Genomic DNA, 24,599 nt, shown 5'->3' with positions numbered 1-24,599 from the left:
GCCAGCACCCAGACCATGCTTCAACAATTTCTGCATGACTTCGGCTACTTTGCGCTGTTCCTAGGCACCTTCTTCGAAGGCGAAACCATTCTGGTTCTCGCAGGCTTCCTGGCGTTCCGTGGATACATGGATATCAACCTGGTGGTGGTCGTTGCCTTTTTCGGCAGCTACGCCGGCGACCAGTTGTGGTACTTCCTGGGGCGCAAGCACGGCCGCAAGCTGTTGGCACGCAAACCGCGCTGGCAATTGCTGGGCGATCGCGCGCTGGAACATATCCGCAAGCACCCGGACATCTGGGTGCTGAGCTTCCGCTTTGTCTACGGTTTGCGCACCGTGATGCCGGTGGCCATTGGCTTGTCGGGCTACCCGCCGGGACGCTACCTGTTGCTCAACGGGATTGGCGCCGCCGTATGGGCCGCCGCGCTGGGGGCTGCGGCTTACCATTTTGGCGCGGTATTGGAAGGCATGCTGGGCAGCGTCAAGAAGTATGAGCTGTGGGTACTGGGCGCACTGCTGGTGCTGGGCCTGGGCCTGTGGCTACGCCGGCGCATCAAGAACGCCCGCCTGACCCGTGAAGCCTGCGCCGCCGAAAAGGTTCGCCTGGCGGCAGGCGAACCGGAAAAGACCGAAAAGCCTACGACGCCAGTCGAGTAAGCCGGCCTCTGCAACAGTAGAGGCCAATGCCGCTGAGCAAGCTGTAACTGACCAGGCCCAGCCAGCCCAAAGAGCTGGCCGGCCACAGCCCCACCAGCGGCGCCAGCCACACCAATGGCACATTCAACGCCAGGCGCACCAGCTCGGCCTTCAGCGCCCACGGGCGATTCTCCAAAGCCACACCCAGGGTGAACAACCCCAACGCCATCGCGCTCCAGCCCAACACCAGGGCGGCGGTCGGCAAACCCTCGCCAAAATTCATCAGATAGCTGCCAAACCCCACGTACGCGGCAAACTGCAGGGCGATGTAAATCTGTTGGCGCCCATCCAGCGGCACCTCGAATTTACGGAACTGGCTCAAGTCCGGCTTGGCCATCGGGTACTTCGCCGCCACATCCGCCGGGCGCCAGCCGGTGCGCATGAACCAGATACGCAGCTTGTCCCACCCGCTTTCAGTACGCCGCGCGTCACTCCACAGCTGTGCATAAAACTGCAAGTTGGCCCACAGCGGGTTCCAGCTGGCCAACGGCGTGGTCACGCCAAAGATCACCGGCTCGTTGTCGTCTTCTTCCTGGAAAGAGCCGAACAGGCGGTCCCAAATAATGAACACCCCGCCGTAGTTGCGATCCATGTAGAGAGCGTTCTGTGCATGGTGGGCCCGATGATTGGATGGCGTGACGAAGAACCACTCGTACCAGCCGAGCTTGGGCACATGGCGCGTATGCACCCAGAATTGATACAGCAGGTTGAGGGAAGCCACGCTGATAAACACCACCAGCGGGACGCCGAGTACGGCCAGCGGCAGGTAGAAGATCCAGCTCAGCAGGAAGCCGGTGCTGGTCTGGCGCAAGGCGGTGCTGAGGTTGTAGTCCTCGCTCTGGTGATGCACAGAATGGGCGGCCCAGAGGATGTTGCGCTCATGGCCCATGCGATGCAGCCAGTAGTAGCAGAAGTCGTAGAACACGAAGGCGAACACCCAGGTCCAGACGCTCTGGGCCGACAGTTCGATGATCGCCAGGTGCTTGAGGGCGAAAGCGTAGGTGAGGATGCCCACCCCTTTGGTCAGCAGCCCTGTTGTGGTGGACAACACGCCGGTGCTGAGGCTGTTGATGGCGTCGGCCACCCGGTAGTTGCGCTGGCCGCGCCGGTAGTCGGCCAGCAGCTCGACCACAATCAACGCAATGAAAAACGGTACCGCGTAAGGGACGAAGTCCATGGGCAAGTCCGGTCAATTATTGTTACATCTAGAGTAGGTGTAGCGGCTGGATATCCCATTGGCAATGAGTGACAAATGAGTAGACATTTAACGCCATGAATCAGGAGAAATGCCCATGAGCAAAAAGATTGCAGTGATCCTTTCCGGCTGTGGCGTGTACGACGGGGCCGAGGTTCATGAAAGCGTGATCACCCTGCTGCGCCTGGACCAGCGCGGCGCGGAGGTGCAGTGTTTTGCACCGAACATTGCCCAGTTGCATGTGATCAACCACCTGACGGGCGAGGAAATGCCCGAGTCGCGCAACGTGCTGGTGGAGTCGGCGCGCATTGCCCGGGGCGAGGTGAAGGACATCCGTGACGCCAACGCCGAGGATTTCGACGCGCTGATCGTGCCCGGCGGGTTTGGTGCGGCAAAAAACCTGTCGAACTTTGCCGTGGAAGGCGCCGGCTGCAGCGTCAACCCGCAGGTGCTGGAACTGGCTGAGGCGTTTGCCGAAGCGGGCAAGCCAGTCGGGCTGATCTGCATCTCGCCGGCCCTCGCAGCGAAGATCTATGGCCCGGGCGTGACCTGCACCATCGGCAACGATGCCGACACTGCGGCCGCCATGGACAAGATGGGCGCCACCCACCAGGAATGCGCCGTAGACGACATCGTCGAAGACAAAGCGCGCAAGCTGGTGAGCACCCCGGCCTACATGCTGGGCAAGCGCATCAGCGAAGTGGCGTCAGGCATCAACAAGCTGGTGGACCGGGTGCTGGAGCTGACCCACGAGAACGACTAAGCCTTCATCAACCGGGTCAGAATCCGATCCAGTGAGTTGGCAAACGCCTGCTTCTCCTTGTCCCCATGGGGCGGCGGACCACCGCCCATCTGGCCTTGCTCGCGCAGGTCGGTGAACAGGTTACGCACCGCCAGCCGCTCGCTCATGTTTTGCGGACTGAACTCCTTGCCTCGCGGGTCCAGCGCCGTCACGCCCTTCTTCACCAGGCGGTCGGCCAGCGGCACATCGCTGCAGATCACCAACTCGCCGGGCACCGCGTGCTCCACCAGGTAGTCATCGGCGGCGTCCGGGCCGCTGGGCACCACGATCAGCTTCACACACGCGAAGCTCGGCTTGATCTGGCTCTGCCCGGCCACCAGCACCACTTCAAACTGGCGCTTGAGGGCGAACTTCACCACCTGATCCTTGGCCGCCCGCGGGCAGGCGTCGGCATCGATCCACACGCGCATGGCTAGGCCACCACGCGGCGTTTTTCAGCCAGGCGGCTGCGGCCGTACAGCACCACAATCGCCAGGATGGCCACGGCCTGGGCACCCAACGAATACGCATCGGCGTGGATACCCAGCCAGTCAAAGTCAAAGAACGCCACCGGCCGGGTACCGAAGATCCCGGCTTCCTGCAACGCCTTGACGCCATGCCCTGCAAACACCACCGACAGCGCGCACAGCAACGCCGCGTTGATGCCGAAGAACAGCGCCAGCGGCAGTTTCGCCGAGCCCCGCAGAATCACCCAGGCCAGGCCCACCAACAGCACCAGCGCCGTGGCACCACCAGCCAAAACCGCGTTGTGCCCGGCCGGGCCGGCCTGCAGCCACAGGGTTTCGTAGAACAGGATCACTTCGAACAGCTCGCGGTACACCGAGAAGAACGCCAGCATGGCAAAACCGAAGCGCCCGCCACCGCCCACCAGGCTGCTCTTGATGTAGTCCTGCCAGGCCGCTGCGTGACGGCGGTCGTGCATCCAAACCCCGAGCCACAGCACCATCACGCTGGCAAACAGCGCGGTGCAGCCTTCCAGCAACTCACGCTGGGCACCGCTGACGTCAATCACATACGCCGCCAACGCCCAGGTGGCCAGACCGGCCAACAGCGCCAGGCCCCAGCCGACGTTGACGCTGCGCACCGCCGATTGCTGGCCGGTGTTACGCAGGAACGCGAGGATCGCCGCCAGCACCAGAATCGCTTCCAGGCCTTCGCGCAGCAGGATCAGCAAACCGGAGATGTAGCTCAGGGACCAACTCAGGCCATCGCTGCCCAGCAGCCCGGCAGATTCGGTGAGCTTGCCCTTGGCCACGTCCAGGCGCTGCTGGACCTGCTCGATCGGCAAACCGTCCTGCAAGGACTGCCGGTAGGCCATCAGGGCCTTTTCGGTGTCCTTGCGCACGTTGGCGTCGACATTGTCGAGGGAGCTTTCAACCAGCTCGAAACCCTCCAGGTAAGCGGCTACCGAAAGGTCGTAGGCCTGCTCGTGCTCGCCATTACGAAAGGCCGCGAGGCTTTTGTCGAGGGTGGCCGCGGTGTAGTCGAGCAACTGCGCCGGGCCACGCTTGACCTGCGGCGGTTGGGCGCGCTGGGCACGGAAGGTGGCGACGGCGTCCGGGCCTTCGGCGGCCAGCACTTCATTGGGGGTCTGGCGCGCAAGGTCGGCGAGGTTGAAGGACTTTTCGCTTTTCGCGGCAGCCGGGTCGGCGGTGAAGCCGGCGATGTAGGTGGCCAGGTCCCAGCGCTGGCGGTCGTCCAGTTGATCGGCGAAAGACGGCATGTCGGTGCCTTCCACGCCCAGCCCAAGGGTGTTGTAGATCGCGTAGAGGCTCAAGCGGTCGAGGCGTGCCGCGTCCCGCAGGTTGGCGGGCGGCGGGGTCATGCCGACGCTTGCCGGGCCATCACCCGCGCCAGAGGCGCCGTGGCACACCGAGCAGTTCTGGGCATACAGCGGCGCGCCACGGGTCGGGTCGGGGGTAATGGCCGGGGCCTGGCTGACTTCATATGCCACCGCCAGCTTGGCGCCCAATTGCCGGGCCTGATGGGCAACCGCCGCGCCATCCTGATGGGCCGTCACGGCTGCGAGCAGTTCATCCACGCCTTTTATCAGCTCGGCGCGCTCGGGTTTTTCCGGTAGCTCAGCCACCAACCCCTGCAAAACCCCAAGAAACTCCACCTGTTCGCGGTATTCCGAATCATCGATGACCTTGCCCGCCTCCACCGTCGGCGGGTAGTCCGCGCCGATGTAGTCCAGTAAATGCAGGGCCTGGGGGGCACCCTCGGCAGTTGCGGCCAGCAGGTTGAAACTGCACGACATCAACGCCGGCAACACCAGCCAGGCAAGAAAACGGAAGGGGGCAATCATGAATGAATCTCAAAGGGAAATACGAAGTAACACATTGTCAAACCTTAAGGGCTTTGACTCAAGGCGTTAGTGATTTGGGAGTGGGAATCCCAACACAGAGGTAGTGGCATCTCATCGAAAAACGGATCCAAAAGGCCATTGTTTTGCCAGCAATGCAGCTTATAATGCCGCGCCTTCGTTATTGCGAATTGGCATTTCGGCTCCTCTTTTTATGAGGAATTGGCAGGGTCGCTACGCGCTCCTGCCATGGGTGATTCGGCCCGACCAGCACATTCGGCCGATTACGTTCAGGGAAGAAGCTCTTCGATGGCATCTCGCGCCTTTACCTCGCTCGCGCTCGCGGCGGTCACGTTGTTGTCCGGTTGTTCGATGTTTCGCAGCTACGACACCGAGCTGCAAGCCACCAACCAGCAGTTGGCCACCGGCAATGTCGACGGCGCGCTGACCCTGCTTGAGAAGAACAACACCGGCGACGACAAAGACCTTCTCTACTACTTCGAAAAGGGCGAATTGCTGCGGGCCAAGGGCGACCTGACCGGCAGCCAGACCGCCTGGCGCAGTGCCGACCTGCAAGTCTACAAGTGGGAAGAATCGGTCAAGTTCGACACCGACAAGTACCTCGCGCAGTTCGGCGCCTTTCTGGTCAATGACAAGGTCCGCCGCTACGAAGGCTACGACTACGAAAAAGTCATGCTCACCACGCAGATGGCCCTGAACCTGCTGGCACTGAATGACTTCGACGGCGCCCGAACCGAAATCAAGAAGACCCACGAACGCGAAGCGGTGATTGCAGACCTTCGGGACAAGGAATACCTCAAGAGCGAAAACGAAGCCGAGCGCCAGGGCATCGCGACCCAGTTCAAGGACCTGCGCGGATACCCGGTGGAAAGCCTCAATGCCCCGGAAGTGGTGGGCCTGAAGAACAGCTACCAGAGTGCGTTCAGCCATTACCTGGCCGGTTTCGTCTACGAAGCCCTGGGCGAAAAGGACCTGGCCGCACCGGGTTATCGCAAGGCCGCCGAACTGCGCCCCAACACACCGCTGCTGGAGCAGGCCCTGCTCGACCTGGATAAATCCAAAGTCGGCGCCGATGAGACCGACGTGCTGATCGTGGTGCAAAGCGGCCTGGCACCGGCCCGCGACTCGATTCGCCTGCCCCTGCCGATCCCCATCGACGGCCACCTGGTGATCACCCCGCTGTCGTTCCCGGTGATCAAGCCCGACACCACCACGGCGACCTTCGCCCAGATCGGTGTCGACGGCCAGCAGCAGAACCTCACCGCCCTCAACAGCACCACCGCCATGTCCCGCCGCGCCCTGCGGGATGACATGCCGGGCATCATCCTGCGCACCACCGTGCGCGCCGTCACTCGCGGTATCACCCAGAACAACCTGAACAAGACCAACCCGATGGCCGGCCTGGTACTCGGTATCGCCTCGGCCGTCACCGAAGGCGCCGACACCCGCACCTGGCGCACTTTGCCGGACATGACCCAGGTGACACGCCTGCGCCTCAAGCACGGCGAGCATCAGGTCAGCCTGCCCAACGCCCTGGGCGGCACGCTGGTGACGGTCAAGGCGGACCAGCGCTATCAGGTGATCACCCTGCGCGTGGTCGGCAACCAGGTATTCGCCGGCGGTCTTGCGGCCCACGTGGTGCAGAGCCATCCGCCCCAGGCAGTCGCCACTCTCAAACAACCTTAAGGAGCACGCTATGCGTCATTTCATCCTCGGCGCCCTGGCGCTGATCCTGCTGGCCGGCTGCGCCACCCCGCCCCCGCCGGAACCCGGCAGCGCCGCGAGCAAAATCGTGGTGATGGGCAAGTTCAAGGGCATCGCCGTGGGCGCTATCCGCGTCGCTCGGGAAAACGGTTTCCTGACCGCCAAGGTGCAGCTGAGCAACATCACCAGCAGCAACCAGATGATGTATTACCGCTTCGCCTGGCTGGGCGCCGATGGTTTTCCGGTGGGCGACGAAGAGACCTGGAAGGTGCTGAACCTCTACGCAAACCAGGCGACCTTCCTGCCGGCCATCGCCAACCTGCCCCAGGCGGCGGACTTCCGTCTTGAAGTCAAAACCCCTTGAGCCGTCCACCCTTTTTAAGAGAGTTCCCCATGTTTGCACGCTTCTCGTTCCTCGCCGTGGTGGCCGTTCTGGCCAGCGGCTGCGCCAACACCTCGCCGGTACTGGGCGGTAAAAACATCAGCTACGGCGACACCAAGGCCGTGGAACTGGTGACCAACGAGTTCGGTTCCACCGACCTGCAGATGATCGCCGAAAGCATGACCCGCTCCCTGGCACAGTCCGGCATTCTCCAGGGCCGCCCGGTGGTGCAGGTGTATGACGTGAAGAACAAAACCAGCGAGTACATCGACACCCGCGAGATCACCACGTCGATCAAGACCCAGCTGATGAAGACCAGCACCGCCCGCTTCGCCAGCGACAACACCGACATGCAAAGCCAGGTCGACCAGTTGAAGTTGCAGAACCAGAGCGGCCTGTACAAGAAGTCGACCGTCAGCAAGACCGGCAACATGGTCGCCGCCAAGTACCGCCTGGAAGGCTCCATCAGTTCCATCGTCAAGCGCAGCTCGGACTACAAGGACGTGTTCTACAAGTTCAGCCTGCAACTGGTTGACGTGGAAAGCGGCCTGGCCGAATGGATGGACGAAAAAGAAATCCGCAAGACCACGGAGCGCTAAGCAATGCGTGCATGGATCGGCATGATCGGCCTGCTGTGCGCCTTTGGCGCCTCGGCCGCACCGAAGATCGCGGTAACCGACCTGGCCTACGAGGCCCGGGTGGAGGAGTACATCCACCAGGTCGCGGCCAGCAACAACTTCCAGGCCAGCGCCTACAACGCCAGCGGCGGGTCGAGCTACAGCGAGTACGAAAGCCGCACCAGCTACATCGAGCAAACCGAGCTGCGCAAGTTCAGCGGCGACATCAAGGGTGAAATCCTCAAGTCCCGACAGTTCCAGCTGGTGCAGGGCACGCCTTACACGGCTGACGCCAAGGGCGATGTGTACGACGTGATCAAGCGGATCAAGGCCGGCAACTTCAAGGGCGCGGACTACGTGCTGTTCGGCACCTTGTCGGACATCGACTTCACCCAGGATGTGAATGCGCTGGACCACACCAACAGCTATTCGGCGGTGCTGGGCCTGACGCTGGTGGCAGATTTCAGCCTGATCAACACCCGCACCTTCGAAATCACCTCGGCGTTTACCGCCATGGGCGAAGGTCAGGACACCAAGCTGGTGAACAACCGTGACGTGCGTGTGAGCCTGAACCGGCCGCGTGTGGTGCGAGAAGTGTCGAAGGCGTTGGGAGAGGATGTGGCACGGCAGTTGGCCGAACAACTCGGCGGTGGTAATCAGGAAGCACCTGGGCAGCCTGCATTGCGCAATAACCTGCCACGGGATGAAGCGCCGAAGATCTTGCGCTGATTACCAAACGCACGGGCAACGCAAAACCAATGTGGGAGCTGGCTTGCCTGCGATGCAGACGCCTCGGTGTATCAGTTACACCAGGGTGACGCTATCGCAGGCAAGCCCGCTCCCACATGTTTGATCCGGTTTGGTCAGTTACGCCGTTGCGCGATGCAAGCTGGCCAGGAACCCCGCCGCGCCCACGAACAACCCGGCAAACGTACGGTTCATGCGCTTCTGCTGCTTCGGTGTGCGCAACAGGCGCAACACTTTCGAGGCCAGCCCGGTGTAGCCAGCCATCACGATCATGTCCACGCAGATCATTGTCGCGCCCAGGATCAGGTATTGGTTCAGCAGCGGCGCCTGCGGGTTCACGAACTGCGGCAACACCGCCAGCATGAACACCAGGGCCTTGGGGTTGCTGGCGTTGACCAGGAACCCACGGAACATCATCGCCATCGGCTTGCCGATCGGGCGAATCGCCGCGTCATCGCTAAGGTCGGTGGGCAGCGCGCGCCATTGCTTGATGGCGAGATACACCAGGTAAGCCACGCCAAACCACTTGATCGCATAGAACGCCGTGGAGGATGCCGCGAGAATCGCACCGAGGCCGCCGGCCACCACGGCGATTTGCATCGCCAGGCCCAGTTGCAGGCCCAGGGCATTCCAGTAGCCGCGCAGGAAACCGTATTGCAGGCCGCTGGACATCGACGCAATGGCGCCAGCGCCAGGAGAGAGACTGATGATCCAACTGGCCAGGAAAAAGGCCAGCCACGTGTCGAGTGCCATTACCCACCTCAGAGCTTAGTTTGCTGAATGTTTCTAAACTAACGCTGCCGGCCGAGAAATGGCTACAAAAATTTTGGGTTGCGCCTTTGTGGCGAGGGAGCTTGCTCCCGCTGGGCTGCGCAGCGGCCCCAAAAAAAGCCGGGAGCAAGCTCCCTCGCCACAGGTTAAGGCAGCACGTCACTGCCGCGCCAGCGGCGCACCGAGCGCTGAAAGAACAGGCTGTTGGGTACTTGCACCATGACGCTGCCCGTTCCGGCCTCTTCGACTTCGATCAGCGTGGTGTAGAGCAGGTTGATCGCCACCACCCGGCCTTTGACGCCGGGCTTGTCGACCGTGTCCACCAACTCGACCACATCACCGAGGCGAAACGGCCCGACGGTGAAGATCAGGATGGCGCACAGCAGGTTGGACAACACCGACCACATGGCGAAGAACGCCACCGCCGCCACTGCCACAAAGCCCGACAACGCCGTCCACAACACCGTGGCGGACACGCCCAGGCGCTCCAGCACGAATATCAGCGCACTGCCCATGATCAGCCAGCGCAGGCCGCCGCGCAGGGGCATCAGCAACTGCGGCGGGAACGGATAACGTTCCCCCAGGCGATTCAGGCATTTGGCGACGAAACGCTGGGCGAAGTAGCCGGCCAGCAGGATCAGCAGAATTTGCACGGCCACCCAGATCGGCGCGACCCATTGTGCCGGCAGCGGCAGTTGCAGCGCTTCCATCAGGACAGCGCCTCCAGCTCCGCCTGCAAGGATTCCAGCAGTTCGAGGGCTTCCATCCAGGTCTCCTCCAACTGGGCTTCACGCACCTTGAGCTTGGCCTGTTCAGCCAGCAGGTCACGCAATTCATCCTTGCGGGCCGGCTCGTATACGGCGCTGTCGCCGAGGCTGGTTTCGATCTTCGCCAGCTTCTCGTGGATCTTGCCCAACTCGGCTTCCAGCTTGTCGGCTTCGCGCTTGTGCGGGGCCAGTTGCTGGCGCAATGCAGCGGCAGCCTGGCGCTGGGCCTTCTTGTCGGTCTTGTCCGGGTTAACCGGCGTGTTGCTGACCGGCGCGTTGCGCAAGCGGTAGTCCGACAGCCAACGGGCGTAGTCTTCCAGGTCGCCGTCGAATTCCTCGACCTTGCCGTCAGCCACCAGCAGGAAGTTATCGGTCGTGCTCTTGAGCAGGTGCCGATCGTGAGACACCACCAACACCGCGCCGCTGAACTCTTGCAGGGCCATGGTCAGCGCGAGGCGCATTTCCAGGTCCAGGTGGTTGGTCGGTTCATCGAGCAGCAACAGGTTTGGCCGGTCCCAGGCGATCAACGCCAGGGCCAGGCGGGCCTTTTCGCCACCGGAGAAATTCAGCACCGGCTCGTCGATGCGCGCACCACGGAAGTCGAAACCACCGAGGAAGTCCCGCAGGGTCTGTTCGCGCTCGGTCGGCGCCAGGCGTTGCAGGTGCAGCAGCGGGCTGGCCTTGGCATCGAGGGAGTCCAGTTGGTGCTGGGCGAAGTAGCCCACCACCAGGTTCTCACCGCGCACCAGGCGACCGGCCAGGGGCTGCAATTCGCCCGAGAGGTTTTTGATCAGGGTCGACTTGCCCGCCCCGTTGGGGCCGAGCAGGCCGATCCGCGCGCCGGGGGTGAGCTGCAACTTGACCTTCTCAAGGATGGTCTTGTCGCCATAGCCCAGGCGAGCGTCGGACAGGTCCAGCAGCGGGCTGGAAATTTTCACCGACTCGCGGAACACAAAGTCGAACGGTGAATCGACGTGGGCCGCCGACAGTTCTTCCATGCGCTCCAGCGCCTTGATGCGGCTCTGGGCCTGACGGGCCTTGGTGGCCTGGGCCTTGAACCGGGCGATGTAGCTTTCCATGTGCGCGCGTTGCGCCTGCTGCTTCTCGTAGGCCTGCTGTTGCTGGGCCAGGCGTTCGGCACGGGCGCGCTCGAAGGCGCTGTAGCCGCCGCGGTACAGGGTGATTTTCTTCTGGTCGACGTGGGCAATGTTGTCCACCACGGCGTCGAGGAAATCCCGGTCGTGGGAAATCAGCAGCAAGGTGCCCGGGTAGCTTTTCAGGAAGTCTTCCAGCCACAGGATCGCATCAAGGTCCAGGTGGTTGGTCGGCTCATCGAGCAGCAACAGGTCTGACGGGCACATCAGCGCCTGGGCCAGGTTCAGGCGCATGCGCCAGCCGCCGGAGAAGTCGGCGACGGGGCGATCCATCTGTTCGTTGGTAAAGCCCAGGCCGGCAAGCATCTTGCGGGCGCGGGCGTCGGCGGTGTAGCCGTCGGCGCTGTCCAGTTCCGAGTGCAGGCGGGCCTGTGCGGCGCCGTCCTGGGCTTTCTCGGCCTCGGCGAGGTCGTGTTGCACCTGGCGCAGGCGCAGGTCGCCATCGAGCACGTAGTCGATCGCAATGCGGTCGAGGGTGTCGATCTCCTGGCGCATATGGGCGATGCGCCAGTCGGCGGGCAGCAGACAATCCCCGGAGTCGGGCGTCAGCTCACCCAGCAGCAAGGCGAACAACGTGGATTTGCCGGCGCCGTTGGCACCGATCAGGCCGGCTTTGTGACCGGCGTGCAGGGTCAGCTCGGCGTCTTCAAGAAGACGTTGCGGGCCACGCTGTAATGTTAGGCTTTGAAGTCGGATCATAATGGCGGCGGAGTCTACCAGCTTCGTTGGCCGCTGGCTTGGGTGTGAATATGTGCGCTGACCTGTGGAGCTTTGCCCTCTCGACTTACGCCCGCCCGGGCGTCGAGGACGCGTGCCTGCGCTTGCAGGCGCAAGGGGCTGATGTGTGCCTGGTGCTGTGCGGGCTATGGCTGGAGCAACGTGGTGTGGCGCCGCAGCCGTCGCGTTTGCAGGCACTGCGGCAAATAGCCGGGCCGTGGCAGGCCGAGGTGGTTGAACCGCTGCGGCAGGTACGCACGCAATGGCGGGCCATGGCGCAGCACGACGCTGAGCTGGGAGCGTTGCGGGAACAGGTCAAGGCTTTGGAACTGGAAGCAGAGCGGCTGCTCTTATCGCGCCTGGAAGACGTGACGCAGGGTTGGCCGAGGGCCGAGGGGGGAACTCAAGCGTGGCTTGAAGGACTGGCGGCCGAAGCCGCCAACCTTGACCACGACGCGCTGCATCAGCTGCGCGCCTCGGTCACCGGCACTTAGGAAGCGCTGGTTGGGGTGACGCTTGGCGCTGCCGGTGCAGGCGTGCTGCTGGCCGGAGCGGTTGGCGCTGCGGTGCTGGCAGCAGGTGCGGCCGGGGTCGCAGGCTTTGCAGCTGGCGTCGCTGGCGTCGCTGGCTTGGCCGGTGCAGGCTTGGCGGCGGCTGGCTTGACCGCTGGTTTTGCAGCAGCAGGTTTTGCAGCAGCTGGCTTGGCGGCTGGCTTGGCAGCAGGTTTTGCGGCGGCTGGTTTAGCCGCTGGCTTGGCAGCTGGTTTCGCAGCAGCAGTTTTAGCAGCCGGCTTGGCGGCTGGTTTTGCAGCAGCTGGTTTAGCCGCTGGCTTGGCTGCCGGTTTCGCAGCAGCAGGTTTAGCAGCCGGCTTGGCAGCTGGTTTCGCAGCAGCAGGTTTAGCTGCTGGCTTGGCAGCTGGTTTCGCAGCAGCAGTTTTAGCAGCCGGTTTGGCAGCTGGTTTCGCAGCAGCAGTTTTAGCAGCCGGTTTGGCAGCTGGTTTCGCAGCAGCAGTTTTAGCAGCCGGTTTGGCAGCTGGTTTCGCAGCAGCAGGCTTAGCCGCTGGCTTGGCTGCCGGTTTCGCAGCAGCGGTTTTAGCAGCTGGCTTGGCTGCCGGTTTGGCAGCAGTAGTTTTAGCGGCTGGCTTCGCAGCCGGTTTCGCGGCAGCAGTTTTAGCAGCTGGCTTGGCCGCCGGTTTTGCAGCAGCAGTTTTAGCGGCTGGCTTGGCAGCAGCCGTTTTGGCAGCCGGTTTGGACGGTGCTTTTACCGCAGGCTTGGTCGCAGCTTTTGCAGGTGCCTTGGCGGCGACTGCCTTGCTGGCTGGCTTTTTCGCCGCGCTGGCTGCAACGGCTTTAGCCGGAGCACGGGTGCTCAGCACTTTGCCGACAGCTTCCTTCACACGACCAACGCCCTGAGCCAGTTTCAGGCTCTCGGAAGCATCACGCTTGAGTTGGGAAATGTAGGTGCGGGTGTCGGATTGACGATCCTTGAGGGCGTCGAGCAAGTCCTCAAGTTCTTTGACGGCGTCCTTGGCTTTGGCTTGTGCCTTGGCTTTGCCAGCGGTCGCTGCGCCTTGCAGTTTGGTACGGGATTTGTGCAGTTTTTCCTGAGCTTTGCCGCGTTGCTTTTCCAGCTTGGCGAGCAACTTCTCAGCATCAGCCAAGGCTTGTGAACAAGCGCTTTCCAAATGTTCGAGCAGGCTGCCCGAAAGTTGTTGGAGCAAATGCAACGGGGTATTTACAGGCTTCTGTTTGGCCGACATGGTTTACCTCCTGGCTGACGTGGGTGCGGCTCATACTAGCCCTCTGCTCTTACCGCCGCTAGGGCATGTTGACAGTATCGATTGGCTTGCGTTGCACCGCACGAAAATTCTTATCGATATAACGAAAAACCACGCCACTTTTTAAGCATTCACACTGGCATAATCCATCGCACTTTCGGCTGGAGAATGCCCATGTCGCGTTACCTTTTTTTAGTGTTGAGCGTGGCGCTTTCAGTGGCCAACGCGAGCGAGAAATCCCCGTCCAAAGATGACCACGACCTGGCCTACAGCCTGGGCGCGAGCCTGGGTGAACGCCTGCGCCAGGAGATGCCGGGCCTGCAAATGGAGGCGTTGATCGACGGCCTCAAACAGGCCTACCAAGGCAAGCCGCTGGCCCTGGACGACACACGCATCGAACAGATTCTTGCCCAGCACGAAGCGCAAAACGCACCAGACAATCGCGCCCCCCAAAGTGAAAAGGCACTCGCGGCCGAGCAACAATTTTTGGCCAGCGAGAAATCCAAAAGTGGTGTGCGCGAATTGGCAGACGGCATCCTGCTGACCGAACTGGCCCCTGGCACCGGGAAAAAGCCGGCGGCCGATGATCGCGTGCAAGTGAATTACGTGGGGCGGTTACCCGACGGGACCGTCTTCGACAAGAGCACACAGCCGCAGTGGTTTCGTCTGGACAGTATGATCAGCGGCTGGCGCAGCGCGTTGCAACAGATGCCGGTGGGCGCGAAATGGCGCCTGGTGATTCCATCCAGCCAGGCCTATGGCGCTGACGGCGCTGGCGAGTTGATCCCGCCTTATACGCCGCTGGTATTCGAGATCGAATTGCTCGGCGCGGGTGCCTGAACCCCAACGAAAAACGGTGCGCAATGCGCACCGTTTTTTTGTGTTGCGGCGAGTCAGGCCTTGGCCGTCAACTCTTCCTTGTGAGCGTTGTGCAGCACTTCGATCAGGCAATCTTCCAGCTCGAAACGCTCATGAAGCAAACCGCCCAACTCTTTGAATTTTTCTGCAACACACTTGCCGGCATCACACAGGTCATTGAAGGCCAGCAGCTTCTCGGTAATGACGTCGATGCGCGGGTAAATCGTCTCGGCCAGGTCCAGGCCACGTTGATCGTCGAAGGCCTCGGCCTCTTTGGTCAACTGCTCGTAGACACCGAAGTGCCCCGCAGAGACGTAGTCCACCAGTACGCCGCAGAATTCCTGCAATGGCTTGCGGTTCTCGCCTAGCGCTTCGGGCTTGGCACCGAGAGCATCAAAGGCCCGAACCAGTTCGTGACGCGCTTTCAACCAACCATCGATCAGTTTGTGCACCCCACCCCAGCGTTCCTGAGCATTCTGACAACTTTCCAGCATGATGATCTCTCTTCCCTATAGGGGCGCCACCCACTGCCCGCGCAACACTTCAAGGTTAAAGCGGCCACCGGGCAAAGGTGCATCGAACAGTCTGTTTCAATAACGCGTGCGGGCCAGATTATGCCCGCATGACTATGGCATCAAGGTACGCAGGAGAGAAAGTTCATACAAGTGTTTAATCCCTTCCTACAACCAGCGGACACCTGTCAGTGCCGAGCAAGGCCAAAACGCTGGCTTAGCAGCAACCGTGAGAACTGCGCCACGCCAAGGATCAACATGGCGACGAAGAACAGCAGGCTCCACTCGGGAATACTCAAGTCGAACAGCGTCCAGTTGATTTCCACGCAGTCGACGGTGCCCTTGAAGATCAGCGCTACCGTCTCCCGAAGCGACAGGTTCTCGATCATGTATTGGAGGCCGGGCCAACAGGCCGGCAGCTGTTCCGGCGGCGTATTCTGCAGCAGCACCTGCCGTACAGCGGTGATAGCCCCCAGTACGGCGCAACCCATGCTCGCCAGCCAATACAGGTAGATCCCGGACCGCCTGGGTCCGTGAATCGCCGCCACCAGATTGATCAGCGTGAAGGCAGCCACAAGAATGCGTTGCACCTGGCACAGGAAACAAGGACGCAGAAGCGCGGCGTATTCCAGGTAAAAGGACGCGCCCAGCGTCAGCGCACCGGCCAAAAAAGCCAGGAGGAACAGGGAGCGTGAGGGGGCCAAAGACATTGTTTATCCGCAACGCAAGAGATAGGTAGTTACGGTAGAGGAAAGGCCTTACCCCTTTCAATACGCGCCGGAGCAGACGATTCCGCGAGAGCGTAGGGATATCCCGTCAGAAGTGGAGCGATTAAACGCTCGTCTGCGTAGGAGTTTACTACAAGCCGTATTGACTACAGCTATTCGGCGATATTGAAGGGTTGGCAGCAGGACAGTTCTGAGCCAACCCTTACGCTGATTCCTACGTCAAACCCGCGCCGGCACTGGCAGCGGTGCCGCCAGCAAACGCTTGTCCAGCAAGCCCAGGCCTTCCTGGAACAACTGGTTGCTGCGCTCGGTGTCGCCCAACTGTGCCAGCAAGCGTGCCAGTTCGGCGCAGGCTTCGGGGTTGCGTTGTACCTGCAGGCTGCTTTCCAGATAGTCCCGCGCCTTACCCCACAAGCTGTTTTGCAGGCACAGGCGGCCAAGGGTCAGCAGCAGGCTGGCATCGCCCGGATGGTCCTTGAGCCAGCCTTCGGCAAACTTCAACTGCTTCGCCGGGTCGCTGCCACGCAGCAATCCGTAGAGCCTGATCAGGTGGCTGTCGTACTCGCGTTTGAGCGCACCGCGCAGCACTTCTTCGGCCTTGGCGTCCGCGCTCAATTGACGCAGCTGTTCGGCGTAAGCCAGAACCAGTTGCGGCTCCTGGCGCTGGGCCGAAGTCAGTTGCTGCCACGCCCGTTCAAGGGATTGCTGGCCCGCCTCACCCTGCTCTTCGCGCTGGGCCGCCAACGTCAGGTTCTCACCCCAGGCGCGACGCTCCAGGTCGGCCAACTCGGCAGGTGGCAGTACCTTGTCCTTGCGCAGTTCCGGCAGCAGCCGAATCACCGAAGACCAGTCACCGCGCTGTTGATACAGGCGCTGCAACTGGCGCAGTACCTGGACGTTATGCGGATGACGCTCATGCATGGCTTGCAAGGTGACCAGCGCACCCTCGGTGTCGCCACGGTCCACCTGCAACTGCGCATGACTCAACGCCACCGCCAGTTCGGCCTGGGGCTGGCGCTCAAGCGCGCGCTCCAGCAGGCCGTCTGCCTCTTCATAACGCCCCTGTTCGTTGGCCGCGCGGGCAGCGCCGAGGTAATACAGCAAGGGCTGGCGTTCGGCTTCGGCGGCACGGTGCAAGTGACGCTCGGCACTGGCCCAGCGCCCTTCGGCGAGGTCCATCTGGCCTTGCTCGATGGCGACCTGGACCCGACGGCTGCGATTGCGCCGCGACCACGGGTTGACCACACCACCCGAGGTCAGCACCAGGCCCAACAGCGCCCTGACCAGGTAGATCGCCAGGCCGATGGCAAACAACGCCACCAGCGTCGACCACAGCCCGGACTCGTAATGCAGCACATGGGGATAAGTAATCAGCACGTAGCCGGTGTGTTTCGAAATGCCCACAGCCAGCGCCAGGGCGATCGCAATCGCCAGCACCAGGATCACGTAGAAACGCTTCATCGGCCTTACTCCTGGGTCGCCGGCTTGCCAGCGGAAGCCTTGGCTTCTTCGGCAGACAGGTGGCGACGGTCAAGGTAAGCCTGCACGGCAGCCAGGCTCGCGGCCAGGTCTGGCGTCACCACCGAGACGGCCTTGGGCTCGAGCTCGGCAATACGCGCCAGCATGGCTTTGCTTTGCGGGTTGTCTTGATTGAAGTTGTCCTGCAACACGCTGCGGGCCTCGCCCAGGGATCGGCTATACACCGCCGGCTCGCCATTGAGCGCTGCCCATTGGGCCTGCTCCAGCGCCAGGCTCAGGGCCAGGCGGACCTGGTTCAGGCCCTGCCCCGCCAAGAGCGGGCGAATGTTGTCATCGGGGTTGAAGTCGATGCGAAAATACCGCGAGATCTGCTCCCACCACTGGCTCCAGCGGTTGTCCGTATCGGCGGTCAGACGGCCCTCATTGGCGGCTTCCGGGAGCTGGTATTCCGGGGCGATGGCCGCCAGTTGCACGACCTGGTCGCGCAAGGCGGCCAGTTGCAGGTACAGCCCGGTGCGGTCCGGCTGTTCGATATTGCGCAGGGCAGCGAGGCTCTTGGCCAACTGCTCACGCGCGGCATAGGAACCCGGGTCGCTCTGCTCGCGGAGGATTTCGTCAGCGCCCTGGACCAGCGCCTGAGCGCTGTTGATGTCCTGCAAGGCGGAAAGCCGCAGGCTGGCCAGGCGAATCAGGTGCTCGGCTTCGGCCAGGCGCCAGTCCTGGCGGCTGGCCCCCAACACGGTTTCCAGGCGCTGGCTCAAGCGCTGTTGATCACCCTGCAATTGCGCCACCAACCGACGGCGCTCTTCCAGCTCATCAGCGCCTGGCAGTTGCCCCAGGCGTGCCGACAGCTGCTGTTGGCTTTGCTTGAGGCTCTGGGATTGATCGTCCAGGGTTTGCACTTGGCCCAGCTGTTGCTGGCTGCTCGCCTGCAGTGCGCGGACCTGCCAGATCCCCCATCCACCGGCGGCAACGCCAGCAGCACCGAGCAACAGGGCCACGATAGCCAGGCCGTTGCCACGGCGCGGGGCTGTGACCGGGGTCTCAACAGGCGCTTCAAGCGCGGGCTGAGCTTCATCTTTAGGCAAGGCTGTTTCGCTCACGTATCCATCCTTTGCGTATTAGAGAGTGGGAACGGAATGACTCCGTAACGCCACTAACAAAGCCGCGGCACTGGCGCCACGACAATCCACAACTTCTTGCGCGCCAGCGGCACGCGCCATCTCGGCGACTCGCGGGCTGGGCACGAACAACGGCAGCCGGGCCACCAGGGGCCAATCTGCGCCGGCCAGGGCTTGCAGGTGTAAAAAACCCTGCCCACTGCTGACCACCACGCCGTTCAAGCGTTCCACGTTTATGCGCTGGGTCAGGGTTGCACTGTCGTAATCCGGCAGGAAACGGCGATACAACTCCAGATAGTCGACACTAGCACCTTGCTCGCGTAAACGCTCAGCCAGCAGCTCTCTGCCACCCTCGCCCCGCAGGATCAGCACCCGCGCCCCGGGCCCTGCGATAGCCTCGCGCAAGGCGGCCAGCTCAAGCAAGGCCTCACTGTCATCGCCCTGCTCGGGATAGCTGACATCGAGGCCGTGGTCGGCCAGCACCTGGGCCGTAGCAGCGCCGACGGTAAACCACGGCAACGTGGGAGGTTGTGGCCAGTGTTGAGCCAACAACTGCAAGCCCAGACGCGCCGCCGGCTTGCTCACCACGATCACTGCGTCATAGCGGTCCAGCACGCGAAAAGCCGCCTGCTGTTCAGCCGTGACAGGCAGCGCCTCAATCTCCAGCAACGGCAGGCAGCTGCTGAAAATACCCTCCTCGGATAACGTCGCCGCCAGGGCTGCCGACTCCTCGGCAGGCCGCGTCAGCAGCACACGCCATTGCGTCACTGCGGACCGGCCTCGCCGTACACCGCTTGCAGAATGGCACCGGCGCCTTTTTCGAGCAGTTCTTCGGCGACTTTGATGCCAAGGCTGGTCGCCTCGCTTTGCGGCCCGCGAATTTCGGCAGTGAGCAGCAACCCGCCACTCGGGTCGCCCACCAGGCCACGCAGCCAGAGGTTCTCGCCCTCAAGCACGGCGTAGCAGGCGATGGGCACCTGGCAACCACCGTTGAGGTGCTTGTTCAGGGCCCGTTCGGCGGTGACGCGAATTTCGGTGTCGTGGTGGTCCAGAGGCTTGAGCAGCGCATGAATTTCGCTGTCGGCGGTGCGGCATTCGATACCCACGGCGCCCTGCCCGCCAGCCGGCAAGCTGTCTTCGACACTGATGGCCGAGGTGATGCGGTCTTCAAAGCCCAGGCGAATCAAGCCGGCCGCCGCGAGGATGATCGCGTCATATTCACCGGCGTCCAGCTTGGCCAGGCGCGTATTGACGTTGCCCCGCAGGAAGCGGATTTGCAGGTCCGGACGACGGGTCAGCAACTGTGCCTGGCGACGCAGGCTGGAGGTGCCGACGATGCTGCCCAGCGGCAGTTCGTCCAGAGAGGCGTAGGTGTTGGAAACGAAGGCATCGCGCGGGTCTTCTCGCTCGCAGATGCAAAACAGGCCCAGGCCTTCAGGGAAGTCCATGGGCACGTCTTTCATCGAATGCACGGCGATGTCGGCTTCGTGCTCCAGCAGCGCGGTTTCCAGTTCCTTGACGAACAGGCCCTTGCCGCCGATTTTCGACAGCGGCGAATCAAGCAGCTTGTCGCCGCGACTGACCATGGGCACCAGGGACACCTTGAGGCCGGGATGGGCTTGCTCAAGGCGTGCTTTGACGTACTCGGCCTGCCATAAGGCCAGGGCGCTTTTACGGGTGGCGATGCGGATTTCGCGAGAGGACATGGATCAATCCGTACTGAATAGATACGGCAGATAATAACAGCTCAGGCTAATGCGCTTTGATTTGAATCAGCAAGTGCGGGGCCTCCCTGGCCGCGTCGCACCGGGATATGGGGGTGAAGCTCGCGTCAGCCCTCGGGCTAAAGCTGCTGCATCATCTTGCGCACACCGGCGACATGGCGCCGGCTGACGATCAAGGCGTCGCCATTGAGGCCTTTCAGGAACAGCTGAAAATGCCCAAGCGGCGTGCGCTGCAGGCGCTCGATACGCTCGCGGGCCACCAGCGCGTTGCGGTGGATGCGCACAAAGCGGTCGCCAAATTCATCTTCCAGGGCCTTGAGCGGCTCATCGAGCAGCACTTCACCGGCCTCGTGACGCAAGGTCACGTACTTGTGATCGGCGATGAAATAGACCACCTGGTCCAGGGGAATCAGCTCGATGCCCTTGCGGGTACGGGCGCTGATATGGCTGCGCGGACCGTTGCCGCTTTGCGCTGCAGGCTGGGTCAGGGCGGCGAGCTGGACACGATTGGGGCGTTCGGCCTTCTTCAAGGCGCGAAGCAATGCATCGGCATTGATCGGCTTGACCAGGAAGCTGACACCGCTGGCGTCCAGAGCCTCGGCAGAGAACTCATCCTGGGAAGCGCACAGCACCACCGACGGCGGCGATTCTCGCTCGCTCAGGCGGGCAGCCACCTGCAAGCCATCAAGGCCCGGCATGCGAATGTCGAGCAAAACGACATCTGGCTTGAGGCTGTCAATAAGGGCCAAGGCTTCCTCGCCACTGGTGGCGTTCGGCTCAAGGACACTGTAACCCTCGAGTTCACTGACCAAACGGCTCAGTCGCTCGCGGGCTTGGGGTTCGTCATCAACGATCAGGACATTCATATTGCGCTGGATTCCTGCGTGAGTCTCGCACAAGGATAGCGTAGACAGGTGCGGTGACTTCCGTCACGGCGATCCACGCTAAGACTAGCGCGAGCGGCAAAAAGTGCCCCGAGAGTGGCACCAATATTTACCCGGACCTGTTCAATCGCGCCCAAAGCCTGCTGCCTTCGGGCATCGTCGTAGGGTTTGCTGATACACAATACGAACACCCCCTCTCTAATGGATAGCCTGGAGTTCGACCTCATCGCCTGGCATTGGTGCAGTGCACCTTCTGTCAGCGCGACGCTCTATCAGTGCAACTGTAGACGCTCGCGAAGACGATATTGCTCAATCGTCAAATATCGTTTCAATAAACACGCTTTGTCAGGCTCAGGACCGCACGTTTTAAACCCCCGTTCGGTCCTGGCTCCAGTCTCGTCCTGCGCGAGGCCGGCGGCAAGGCACTTAGCCATCTTGGAAACAAATAAAAATGCCGCGCCCCGGCATCATCGCCTCCGGGGGCAACCCTGTTATTATCGGCGCCACACTTTCATGCCCTCTTTCCAGCAGATCACGAGCGAATCCATGAGCACCGACAAGACCAACCAGTCCTGGGGCGGCCGCTTCAGTGAACCCGTCGACGCCTTCGTCGCGCGCTTCACCGCCTCCGTCACCTTCGACCAGCGCCTCTACCGCCACGACATCATGGGCTCGATCGCCCACGCCACGATGCTCGCCAAGGTCGGCGTGCTGACCGACGCCGAGCGCGACAGCATCATCGACGGCCTGACCACCATCCGTGGCGAGATCGAAGCCGGCACCTTCGACTGGCGCGTCGACCTGGAAGACGTGCACATGAACATCGAGGCCCGCCTCACCGACCGCATCGGTGTGACCGGCAAGAAACTGCACACCGGTCGCAGCCGTAACGACCAGGTGGCCACCGATATCCGCCTGTGGCTGCGGGACGAGATCGACCTGATCCTGGCGGAAATCACCCGCCTGCAAAAAGGCCTGCTGGAACAGGCAGAGCGTGAATCCGGCACCATCATGCCCGGCTTCACCCACCTGCAAACCGCGCAGCCTGTGACCTTCGGCCACCACCTGCTGGCCTGGTTCGAAATGCTCAGCCGTGACTACGAGCGCCTGGTGGACTGCCGCAAGCGCGCCAACCGCATGCCTCTGGGCAGCGCGGCACTGGCCGGCACCACTTACCCGATCGACCGCGAATACACTGCGCAACTGCTGGGCTTCGACGCCGTGGGCGGCAACTCCCTGGACGGTGTGTCGGACCGTGACTTCGCCATCGAATTCTGCGCCGCGGCCAGCATCGCGATGATGCACCTGTCGCGTTTCTCCGAAGAACTGGTGCTGTGGACCAGCGCGCAATTCCAGTTCATCGACCTGCCGGACCGCTTCTGCACCGGCAGCTCGATCATGCCGCAAAAGAAAAACCCCGACGTGCCGGAACTGGTACGCGGCAAAAGCGGCCGTGTCTTCGGCGCGCTGATGGGCCTGCTGACCCTGATGAAAGGCCAGCCGCTGGCCTACAACAAGGACAACCAGGAAGACAAGGAACCGCTGTTCGACGCCGCCGACACCCTGCGCGACTCGCTGCGGGCCTTTGCCGACATGATCCCGGCGATCAAGCCCAAGCATGCCATCATGCGTGAAGCGGCCCTGCGCGGTTTCTCCACCGCCACCGACCTGGCGGACTACCTGGTACGCCGTGGCCTGCCGTTCCGCGACTGCCACGAAATCGTTGGGCATGCCGTGAAATACGGTGTGGACAGCGGCAAGGACCTGGCGGAAATGAGCCTGGAAGAACTGCGCAAGTTCAGCGACCAGATCGAACAGGACGTGTTTGCTGTGCTGACTCTGGAAGGGTCGGTAAATGCCCGTAACCATATCGGCGGGACTGCGCCGGCGCAGGTGAAGGCGGCCGTTGCTCGCGGCCAGGCATTGCTCGCCAGCCGCTAACCCAAAGGTAAGTACCCCGGCAAATAAGGGCGAACACTGAACCTGTGGCGAGGGAGCTTGCTCCCGTTGGACTGCGCAGCAGTCCCTTTTTTGGGGCCGCTTCGGTGCCCAACGGGAGCAAGCTCCCTCGCCACAAAAGCAGTCTTTATTTCTTGGCAGCAATCATCGCCATAAACGCCGGCATCGCCGCTTCCTTGTCCGCCGCCACCCGCTGGGCATTCGGCAGCGCCTGCAAGCGCGCCAACAAGTCCTTGGCCTTCGGCAACTCAGCCAGCAAGTCCAGCCCGAACAGCTTCCCGGCCACGGCGCAGGCCAGGTCCACGCTGTACACAAAATACAAATCCGCAATCGTGAAGCTGTCCCCCGCCACATACGGCGCGAACTTGCCGTGTCGCCCCAACGATGCGATCCCCAGCAATAACTCCGTCCTGGATTTTTCCTTGATCGCCTCCGGCACCGGCATTCCGAAAAACGCCTCGGCGAAGCACGCCCGGGCTGGCAGTTCGATGTACAACTCAATTTCCCTGCACAACGCCAGCACCTGAGCGCGCTGGAACGCATCGCTCGGCAGCAGCGAACGGCCGCCCTGGGTCTGTTCGAGGTATTCGAGGATCACGCTGGTTTCGTTGATGAACCCTTGCTCGACACCCAGCACCGGCACCTTGCCCCGCGGGCTCACAGCCAGCGCTTCAGGGGTCTGGCCTGCATAGAACGGCACCTCTTCGAAGGGCAGCCCTTTCTCCAGCAGTGCCAGTTTGACCATGTTGTAGTAGTTGCTGACTGAAAATCCATAAAGCTTGAGCATCACAAAGCCTCCAGGCCGTGTACGGGGTTGGCAGCAGTGGTTATAGATCGGGATGCCGCGCCTGACCAGCAGCATCACCCGAGTGAATGGGGGTAGACTGGCGCCCTTTCCTCCAGGAGCCTGCCATGAGCGAGCCAACCGATATCGACAACGACGAAGAAGAGTTCGCCGAGACCACCTTGATTGAAGCGATCGAAAACCAGATCGAAAGCGACAACCCGCCCGCCGCCAAAGCCACGTTCAACAAGCTGACCCTGGTGGGCTACGAGCGCGAAGACATCCTGCAAATGATGGCCCACGTACTCGCCGTCGAAATCGACGCCCTGCTCGAAGAAGACCGCGCTTTCAATACCGAATGGTATGAAACTGCCTTGCGTGCACTGCCCGAGCTGCCGCCCGAGAAGCAATAAGCCCGACACCGCGCTGGCCAGCAAACTCTTGCTGGCCACAATTCTGCCCTACATCAACGCCGCATGAGTTCCGACTGGACAGGCCGCCAAAGTGCGTTCACCTTATGGCTGCTAACGTCTAAAAATTCCTAGAAAGTCTGGAGTCCTTATGTCGTATACCCCTGAGTTGGTTGCCGAACTGGAAATCCTTGCACTCTTCAACCTGGGCAGCTCCCAGGAAGGTCTGAAAGTTCATCAGACTGCCGCTCCCACTGCCATTGCCGCTGCCCGGCGCCTGTTTGATAAAGACCTGATCGACCAGCCAGACGGTGGTTACCTCACCAGCCTCGGCCGGGATGCTGCCGAACACGCACAAAGCCTGCTGACTATTCTGACGACCGCTAAAGAAGCCGCCTGACACCTCGTATCGCCCACGGGATCCTCTTTTCACGGATTCCGCGGGCATTCCCGTGCCCGGGATAAAATTCCGGCGTCAAAAACAAAAT

The 24,599-nt window shown here is 62.0% G+C and carries 25 protein-coding genes and 1 pseudogene; 11 read left to right on the top strand and 15 right to left on the bottom strand.

Going from position 1 to position 24,599, the window contains the following annotated elements; translation table 11 throughout:
- Nucleotides 1-15 precede the first annotated feature (15 nt).
- Nucleotides 16-654 (top strand): DedA family protein, encoded by a 639-nt coding sequence (locus HKK54_RS11755; protein WP_169386864.1) that lies wholly within the window; start codon nucleotides 16-18, stop codon nucleotides 652-654.
- Here the strand turns inward: HKK54_RS11755 and HKK54_RS11750 are convergent.
- A complete protein-coding gene (locus HKK54_RS11750; protein ID WP_169386863.1) occupies nucleotides 635-1,870 on the bottom strand; it encodes a sterol desaturase family protein in 1,236 nt (411 codons plus the stop codon). The genes HKK54_RS11755 and HKK54_RS11750 overlap by 20 nt on opposite strands.
- 115 nt (nucleotides 1,871-1,985) lie before the next feature.
- Here HKK54_RS11750 and elbB point away from each other — a divergent pair, with 115 nt between their 5' ends.
- On the top strand, nucleotides 1,986-2,651 hold the full coding sequence (gene elbB, locus HKK54_RS11745; protein WP_010167972.1) for an isoprenoid biosynthesis glyoxalase ElbB: 666 nt from the start codon (nucleotides 1,986-1,988) through the stop codon (nucleotides 2,649-2,651).
- Here elbB and HKK54_RS11740 read toward each other — a convergent pair.
- Nucleotides 2,648-3,100 carry a YaiI/YqxD family protein gene (locus HKK54_RS11740; RefSeq protein ID WP_010167973.1) on the bottom strand — a complete coding sequence of 151 codons (453 nt, stop codon included), beginning with the start codon at nucleotides 3,098-3,100 and terminating at the stop codon, nucleotides 2,648-2,650. The two genes, elbB and HKK54_RS11740, sit on opposite strands and share 4 nt — an antisense overlap.
- Nucleotides 3,101-3,102: 2 nt before the next feature.
- Nucleotides 3,103-4,998: an FTR1 family protein gene (locus HKK54_RS11735; protein ID WP_169386862.1), complete on the bottom strand. Its 1,896-nt coding sequence runs from the start codon at nucleotides 4,996-4,998 to the stop codon at nucleotides 3,103-3,105.
- A 306-nt stretch (nucleotides 4,999-5,304) separates the two neighbouring features.
- Between HKK54_RS11735 and HKK54_RS11730 the strand changes: the two genes are divergently transcribed.
- From HKK54_RS11730 to HKK54_RS11715, 4 genes are read left to right on the top strand one after another with little or no spacing between them, the layout of a single operon-like run.
- Complete coding sequence (locus HKK54_RS11730; RefSeq protein WP_169386861.1) at nucleotides 5,305-6,702, top strand: COG3014 family protein; 1,398 nt, start codon at nucleotides 5,305-5,307, stop codon at nucleotides 6,700-6,702.
- A gap of 10 nt (nucleotides 6,703-6,712) precedes the next feature.
- Nucleotides 6,713-7,084, top strand: a complete 372-nt coding sequence (locus HKK54_RS11725) for a YcfL family protein (RefSeq protein WP_003214024.1) — start codon at nucleotides 6,713-6,715, stop codon at nucleotides 7,082-7,084.
- A 29-nt stretch (nucleotides 7,085-7,113) separates the two neighbouring features.
- Nucleotides 7,114-7,701 carry a penicillin-binding protein activator LpoB gene (lpoB, locus tag HKK54_RS11720; protein ID WP_169386860.1) on the top strand — a complete coding sequence of 196 codons (588 nt, stop codon included), beginning with the start codon at nucleotides 7,114-7,116 and terminating at the stop codon, nucleotides 7,699-7,701.
- A gap of 3 nt (nucleotides 7,702-7,704) precedes the next feature.
- Complete coding sequence (locus tag HKK54_RS11715; RefSeq protein ID WP_169386859.1) at nucleotides 7,705-8,448, top strand: penicillin-binding protein activator LpoB; 744 nt, start codon at nucleotides 7,705-7,707, stop codon at nucleotides 8,446-8,448.
- Between the two features lie 138 nt (nucleotides 8,449-8,586).
- Here the strand turns inward: HKK54_RS11715 and HKK54_RS11710 are convergent, their stop codons facing one another.
- The 3 genes from HKK54_RS11710 to HKK54_RS11700 form a co-directional block, all read right to left on the bottom strand.
- The gene (locus tag HKK54_RS11710) at nucleotides 8,587-9,219 is read right to left on the bottom strand and encodes a LysE family transporter (RefSeq protein ID WP_003208844.1); all 633 of its coding nucleotides are present in this window, start codon (nucleotides 9,217-9,219) and stop codon (nucleotides 8,587-8,589) included.
- A gap of 164 nt (nucleotides 9,220-9,383) precedes the next feature.
- A complete protein-coding gene (locus HKK54_RS11705) occupies nucleotides 9,384-9,947 on the bottom strand; it encodes a mechanosensitive ion channel family protein (RefSeq protein ID WP_010167981.1) in 564 nt (187 codons plus the stop codon).
- Nucleotides 9,947-11,857 carry an ATP-binding cassette domain-containing protein gene (locus HKK54_RS11700; protein ID WP_003208841.1) on the bottom strand — a complete coding sequence of 637 codons (1,911 nt, stop codon included), beginning with the start codon at nucleotides 11,855-11,857 and terminating at the stop codon, nucleotides 9,947-9,949. Before HKK54_RS11700 ends, HKK54_RS11705 begins: the two co-directional genes overlap by 1 nt.
- A 50-nt stretch (nucleotides 11,858-11,907) precedes the next feature.
- Between HKK54_RS11700 and HKK54_RS11695 the strand changes: the two genes are divergently transcribed.
- A complete protein-coding gene (locus HKK54_RS11695) occupies nucleotides 11,908-12,369 on the top strand; it encodes a TIGR02444 family protein (protein ID WP_169386858.1) in 462 nt (153 codons plus the stop codon).
- Nucleotides 12,370-12,611: 242 nt separating this feature from the next.
- Here HKK54_RS11695 and HKK54_RS11690 read toward each other — a convergent pair.
- Nucleotides 12,612-13,634, bottom strand: a pseudogene (locus HKK54_RS11690) (AlgP family protein); the annotation flags it as partial.
- 192 nt (nucleotides 13,635-13,826) lie between these two features.
- Here HKK54_RS11690 and HKK54_RS11685 point away from each other — a divergent pair.
- Nucleotides 13,827-14,492, top strand: a complete 666-nt coding sequence (locus HKK54_RS11685) for an FKBP-type peptidyl-prolyl cis-trans isomerase (protein WP_169386856.1) — start codon at nucleotides 13,827-13,829, stop codon at nucleotides 14,490-14,492.
- Between the two features lie 53 nt (nucleotides 14,493-14,545).
- Here HKK54_RS11685 and rsd read toward each other — a convergent pair whose 3' ends face one another.
- The 7 genes from rsd to HKK54_RS11650 all read right to left on the bottom strand — a co-directional run bounded on the left by rsd (nucleotide 14,546) and on the right by HKK54_RS11650 (nucleotide 20,940).
- Nucleotides 14,546-15,004: a sigma D regulator gene (gene rsd, locus HKK54_RS11680; protein ID WP_169386855.1), complete on the bottom strand. Its 459-nt coding sequence runs from the start codon at nucleotides 15,002-15,004 to the stop codon at nucleotides 14,546-14,548.
- 206 nt (nucleotides 15,005-15,210) lie between these two features.
- A complete protein-coding gene (locus tag HKK54_RS11675) occupies nucleotides 15,211-15,732 on the bottom strand; it encodes a disulfide bond formation protein B (protein ID WP_010167993.1) in 522 nt (173 codons plus the stop codon).
- Between the two features lie 237 nt (nucleotides 15,733-15,969).
- Nucleotides 15,970-17,211 carry a heme biosynthesis protein HemY gene (locus HKK54_RS11670; protein ID WP_169386854.1) on the bottom strand — a complete coding sequence of 414 codons (1,242 nt, stop codon included), beginning with the start codon at nucleotides 17,209-17,211 and terminating at the stop codon, nucleotides 15,970-15,972.
- 5 nt (nucleotides 17,212-17,216) lie between these two features.
- Entirely contained in the window at nucleotides 17,217-18,332 is a 1,116-nt protein-coding gene (locus tag HKK54_RS11665; protein ID WP_169386853.1) for a uroporphyrinogen-III C-methyltransferase, read from the bottom strand.
- 18 nt (nucleotides 18,333-18,350) lie between these two features.
- On the bottom strand, nucleotides 18,351-19,118 hold the full coding sequence (locus tag HKK54_RS11660; RefSeq protein ID WP_169386852.1) for a uroporphyrinogen-III synthase: 768 nt from the start codon (nucleotides 19,116-19,118) through the stop codon (nucleotides 18,351-18,353).
- A complete protein-coding gene (hemC, locus tag HKK54_RS11655; protein ID WP_169386851.1) occupies nucleotides 19,115-20,056 on the bottom strand; it encodes a hydroxymethylbilane synthase in 942 nt (313 codons plus the stop codon). Before hemC ends, HKK54_RS11660 begins: the two co-directional genes overlap by 4 nt.
- A 137-nt stretch (nucleotides 20,057-20,193) precedes the next feature.
- Nucleotides 20,194-20,940, bottom strand: coding sequence for a LytR/AlgR family response regulator transcription factor (locus HKK54_RS11650; protein WP_169386850.1), 747 nt, complete (start codon nucleotides 20,938-20,940; stop codon nucleotides 20,194-20,196).
- 564 nt (nucleotides 20,941-21,504) lie between these two features.
- Here HKK54_RS11650 and argH point away from each other — a divergent pair.
- On the top strand, nucleotides 21,505-22,899 hold the full coding sequence (argH, locus tag HKK54_RS11645; protein WP_010168005.1) for an argininosuccinate lyase: 1,395 nt from the start codon (nucleotides 21,505-21,507) through the stop codon (nucleotides 22,897-22,899).
- Nucleotides 22,900-23,044: 145 nt separating this feature from the next.
- On the opposite strand, the gene HKK54_RS11640 is transcribed toward argH, so the two are convergent.
- Nucleotides 23,045-23,704 carry a glutathione S-transferase family protein gene (locus HKK54_RS11640; protein ID WP_169386849.1) on the bottom strand — a complete coding sequence of 220 codons (660 nt, stop codon included), beginning with the start codon at nucleotides 23,702-23,704 and terminating at the stop codon, nucleotides 23,045-23,047.
- A gap of 125 nt (nucleotides 23,705-23,829) precedes the next feature.
- Here HKK54_RS11640 and HKK54_RS11635 point away from each other — a divergent pair, with 125 nt between their 5' ends.
- Both HKK54_RS11635 and HKK54_RS11630 read left to right on the top strand, forming a co-directional pair.
- Nucleotides 23,830-24,114 carry a hypothetical protein gene (locus HKK54_RS11635; protein WP_010168009.1) on the top strand — a complete coding sequence of 95 codons (285 nt, stop codon included), beginning with the start codon at nucleotides 23,830-23,832 and terminating at the stop codon, nucleotides 24,112-24,114.
- 148 nt (nucleotides 24,115-24,262) lie between these two features.
- Nucleotides 24,263-24,511: a TIGR02647 family protein gene (locus HKK54_RS11630; protein ID WP_003208812.1), complete on the top strand. Its 249-nt coding sequence runs from the start codon at nucleotides 24,263-24,265 to the stop codon at nucleotides 24,509-24,511.
- Nucleotides 24,512-24,599 lie beyond the last annotated feature (88 nt).

Source organism: Pseudomonas sp. ADAK13, from assembly GCF_012935715.1.
Taxonomy (GTDB): Bacteria; Pseudomonadota; Gammaproteobacteria; order Pseudomonadales; family Pseudomonadaceae; genus Aquipseudomonas.
Note: the sequence above shows the minus strand (reverse complement) of the source record. Positions and strands in the feature narration are given on the sequence as shown.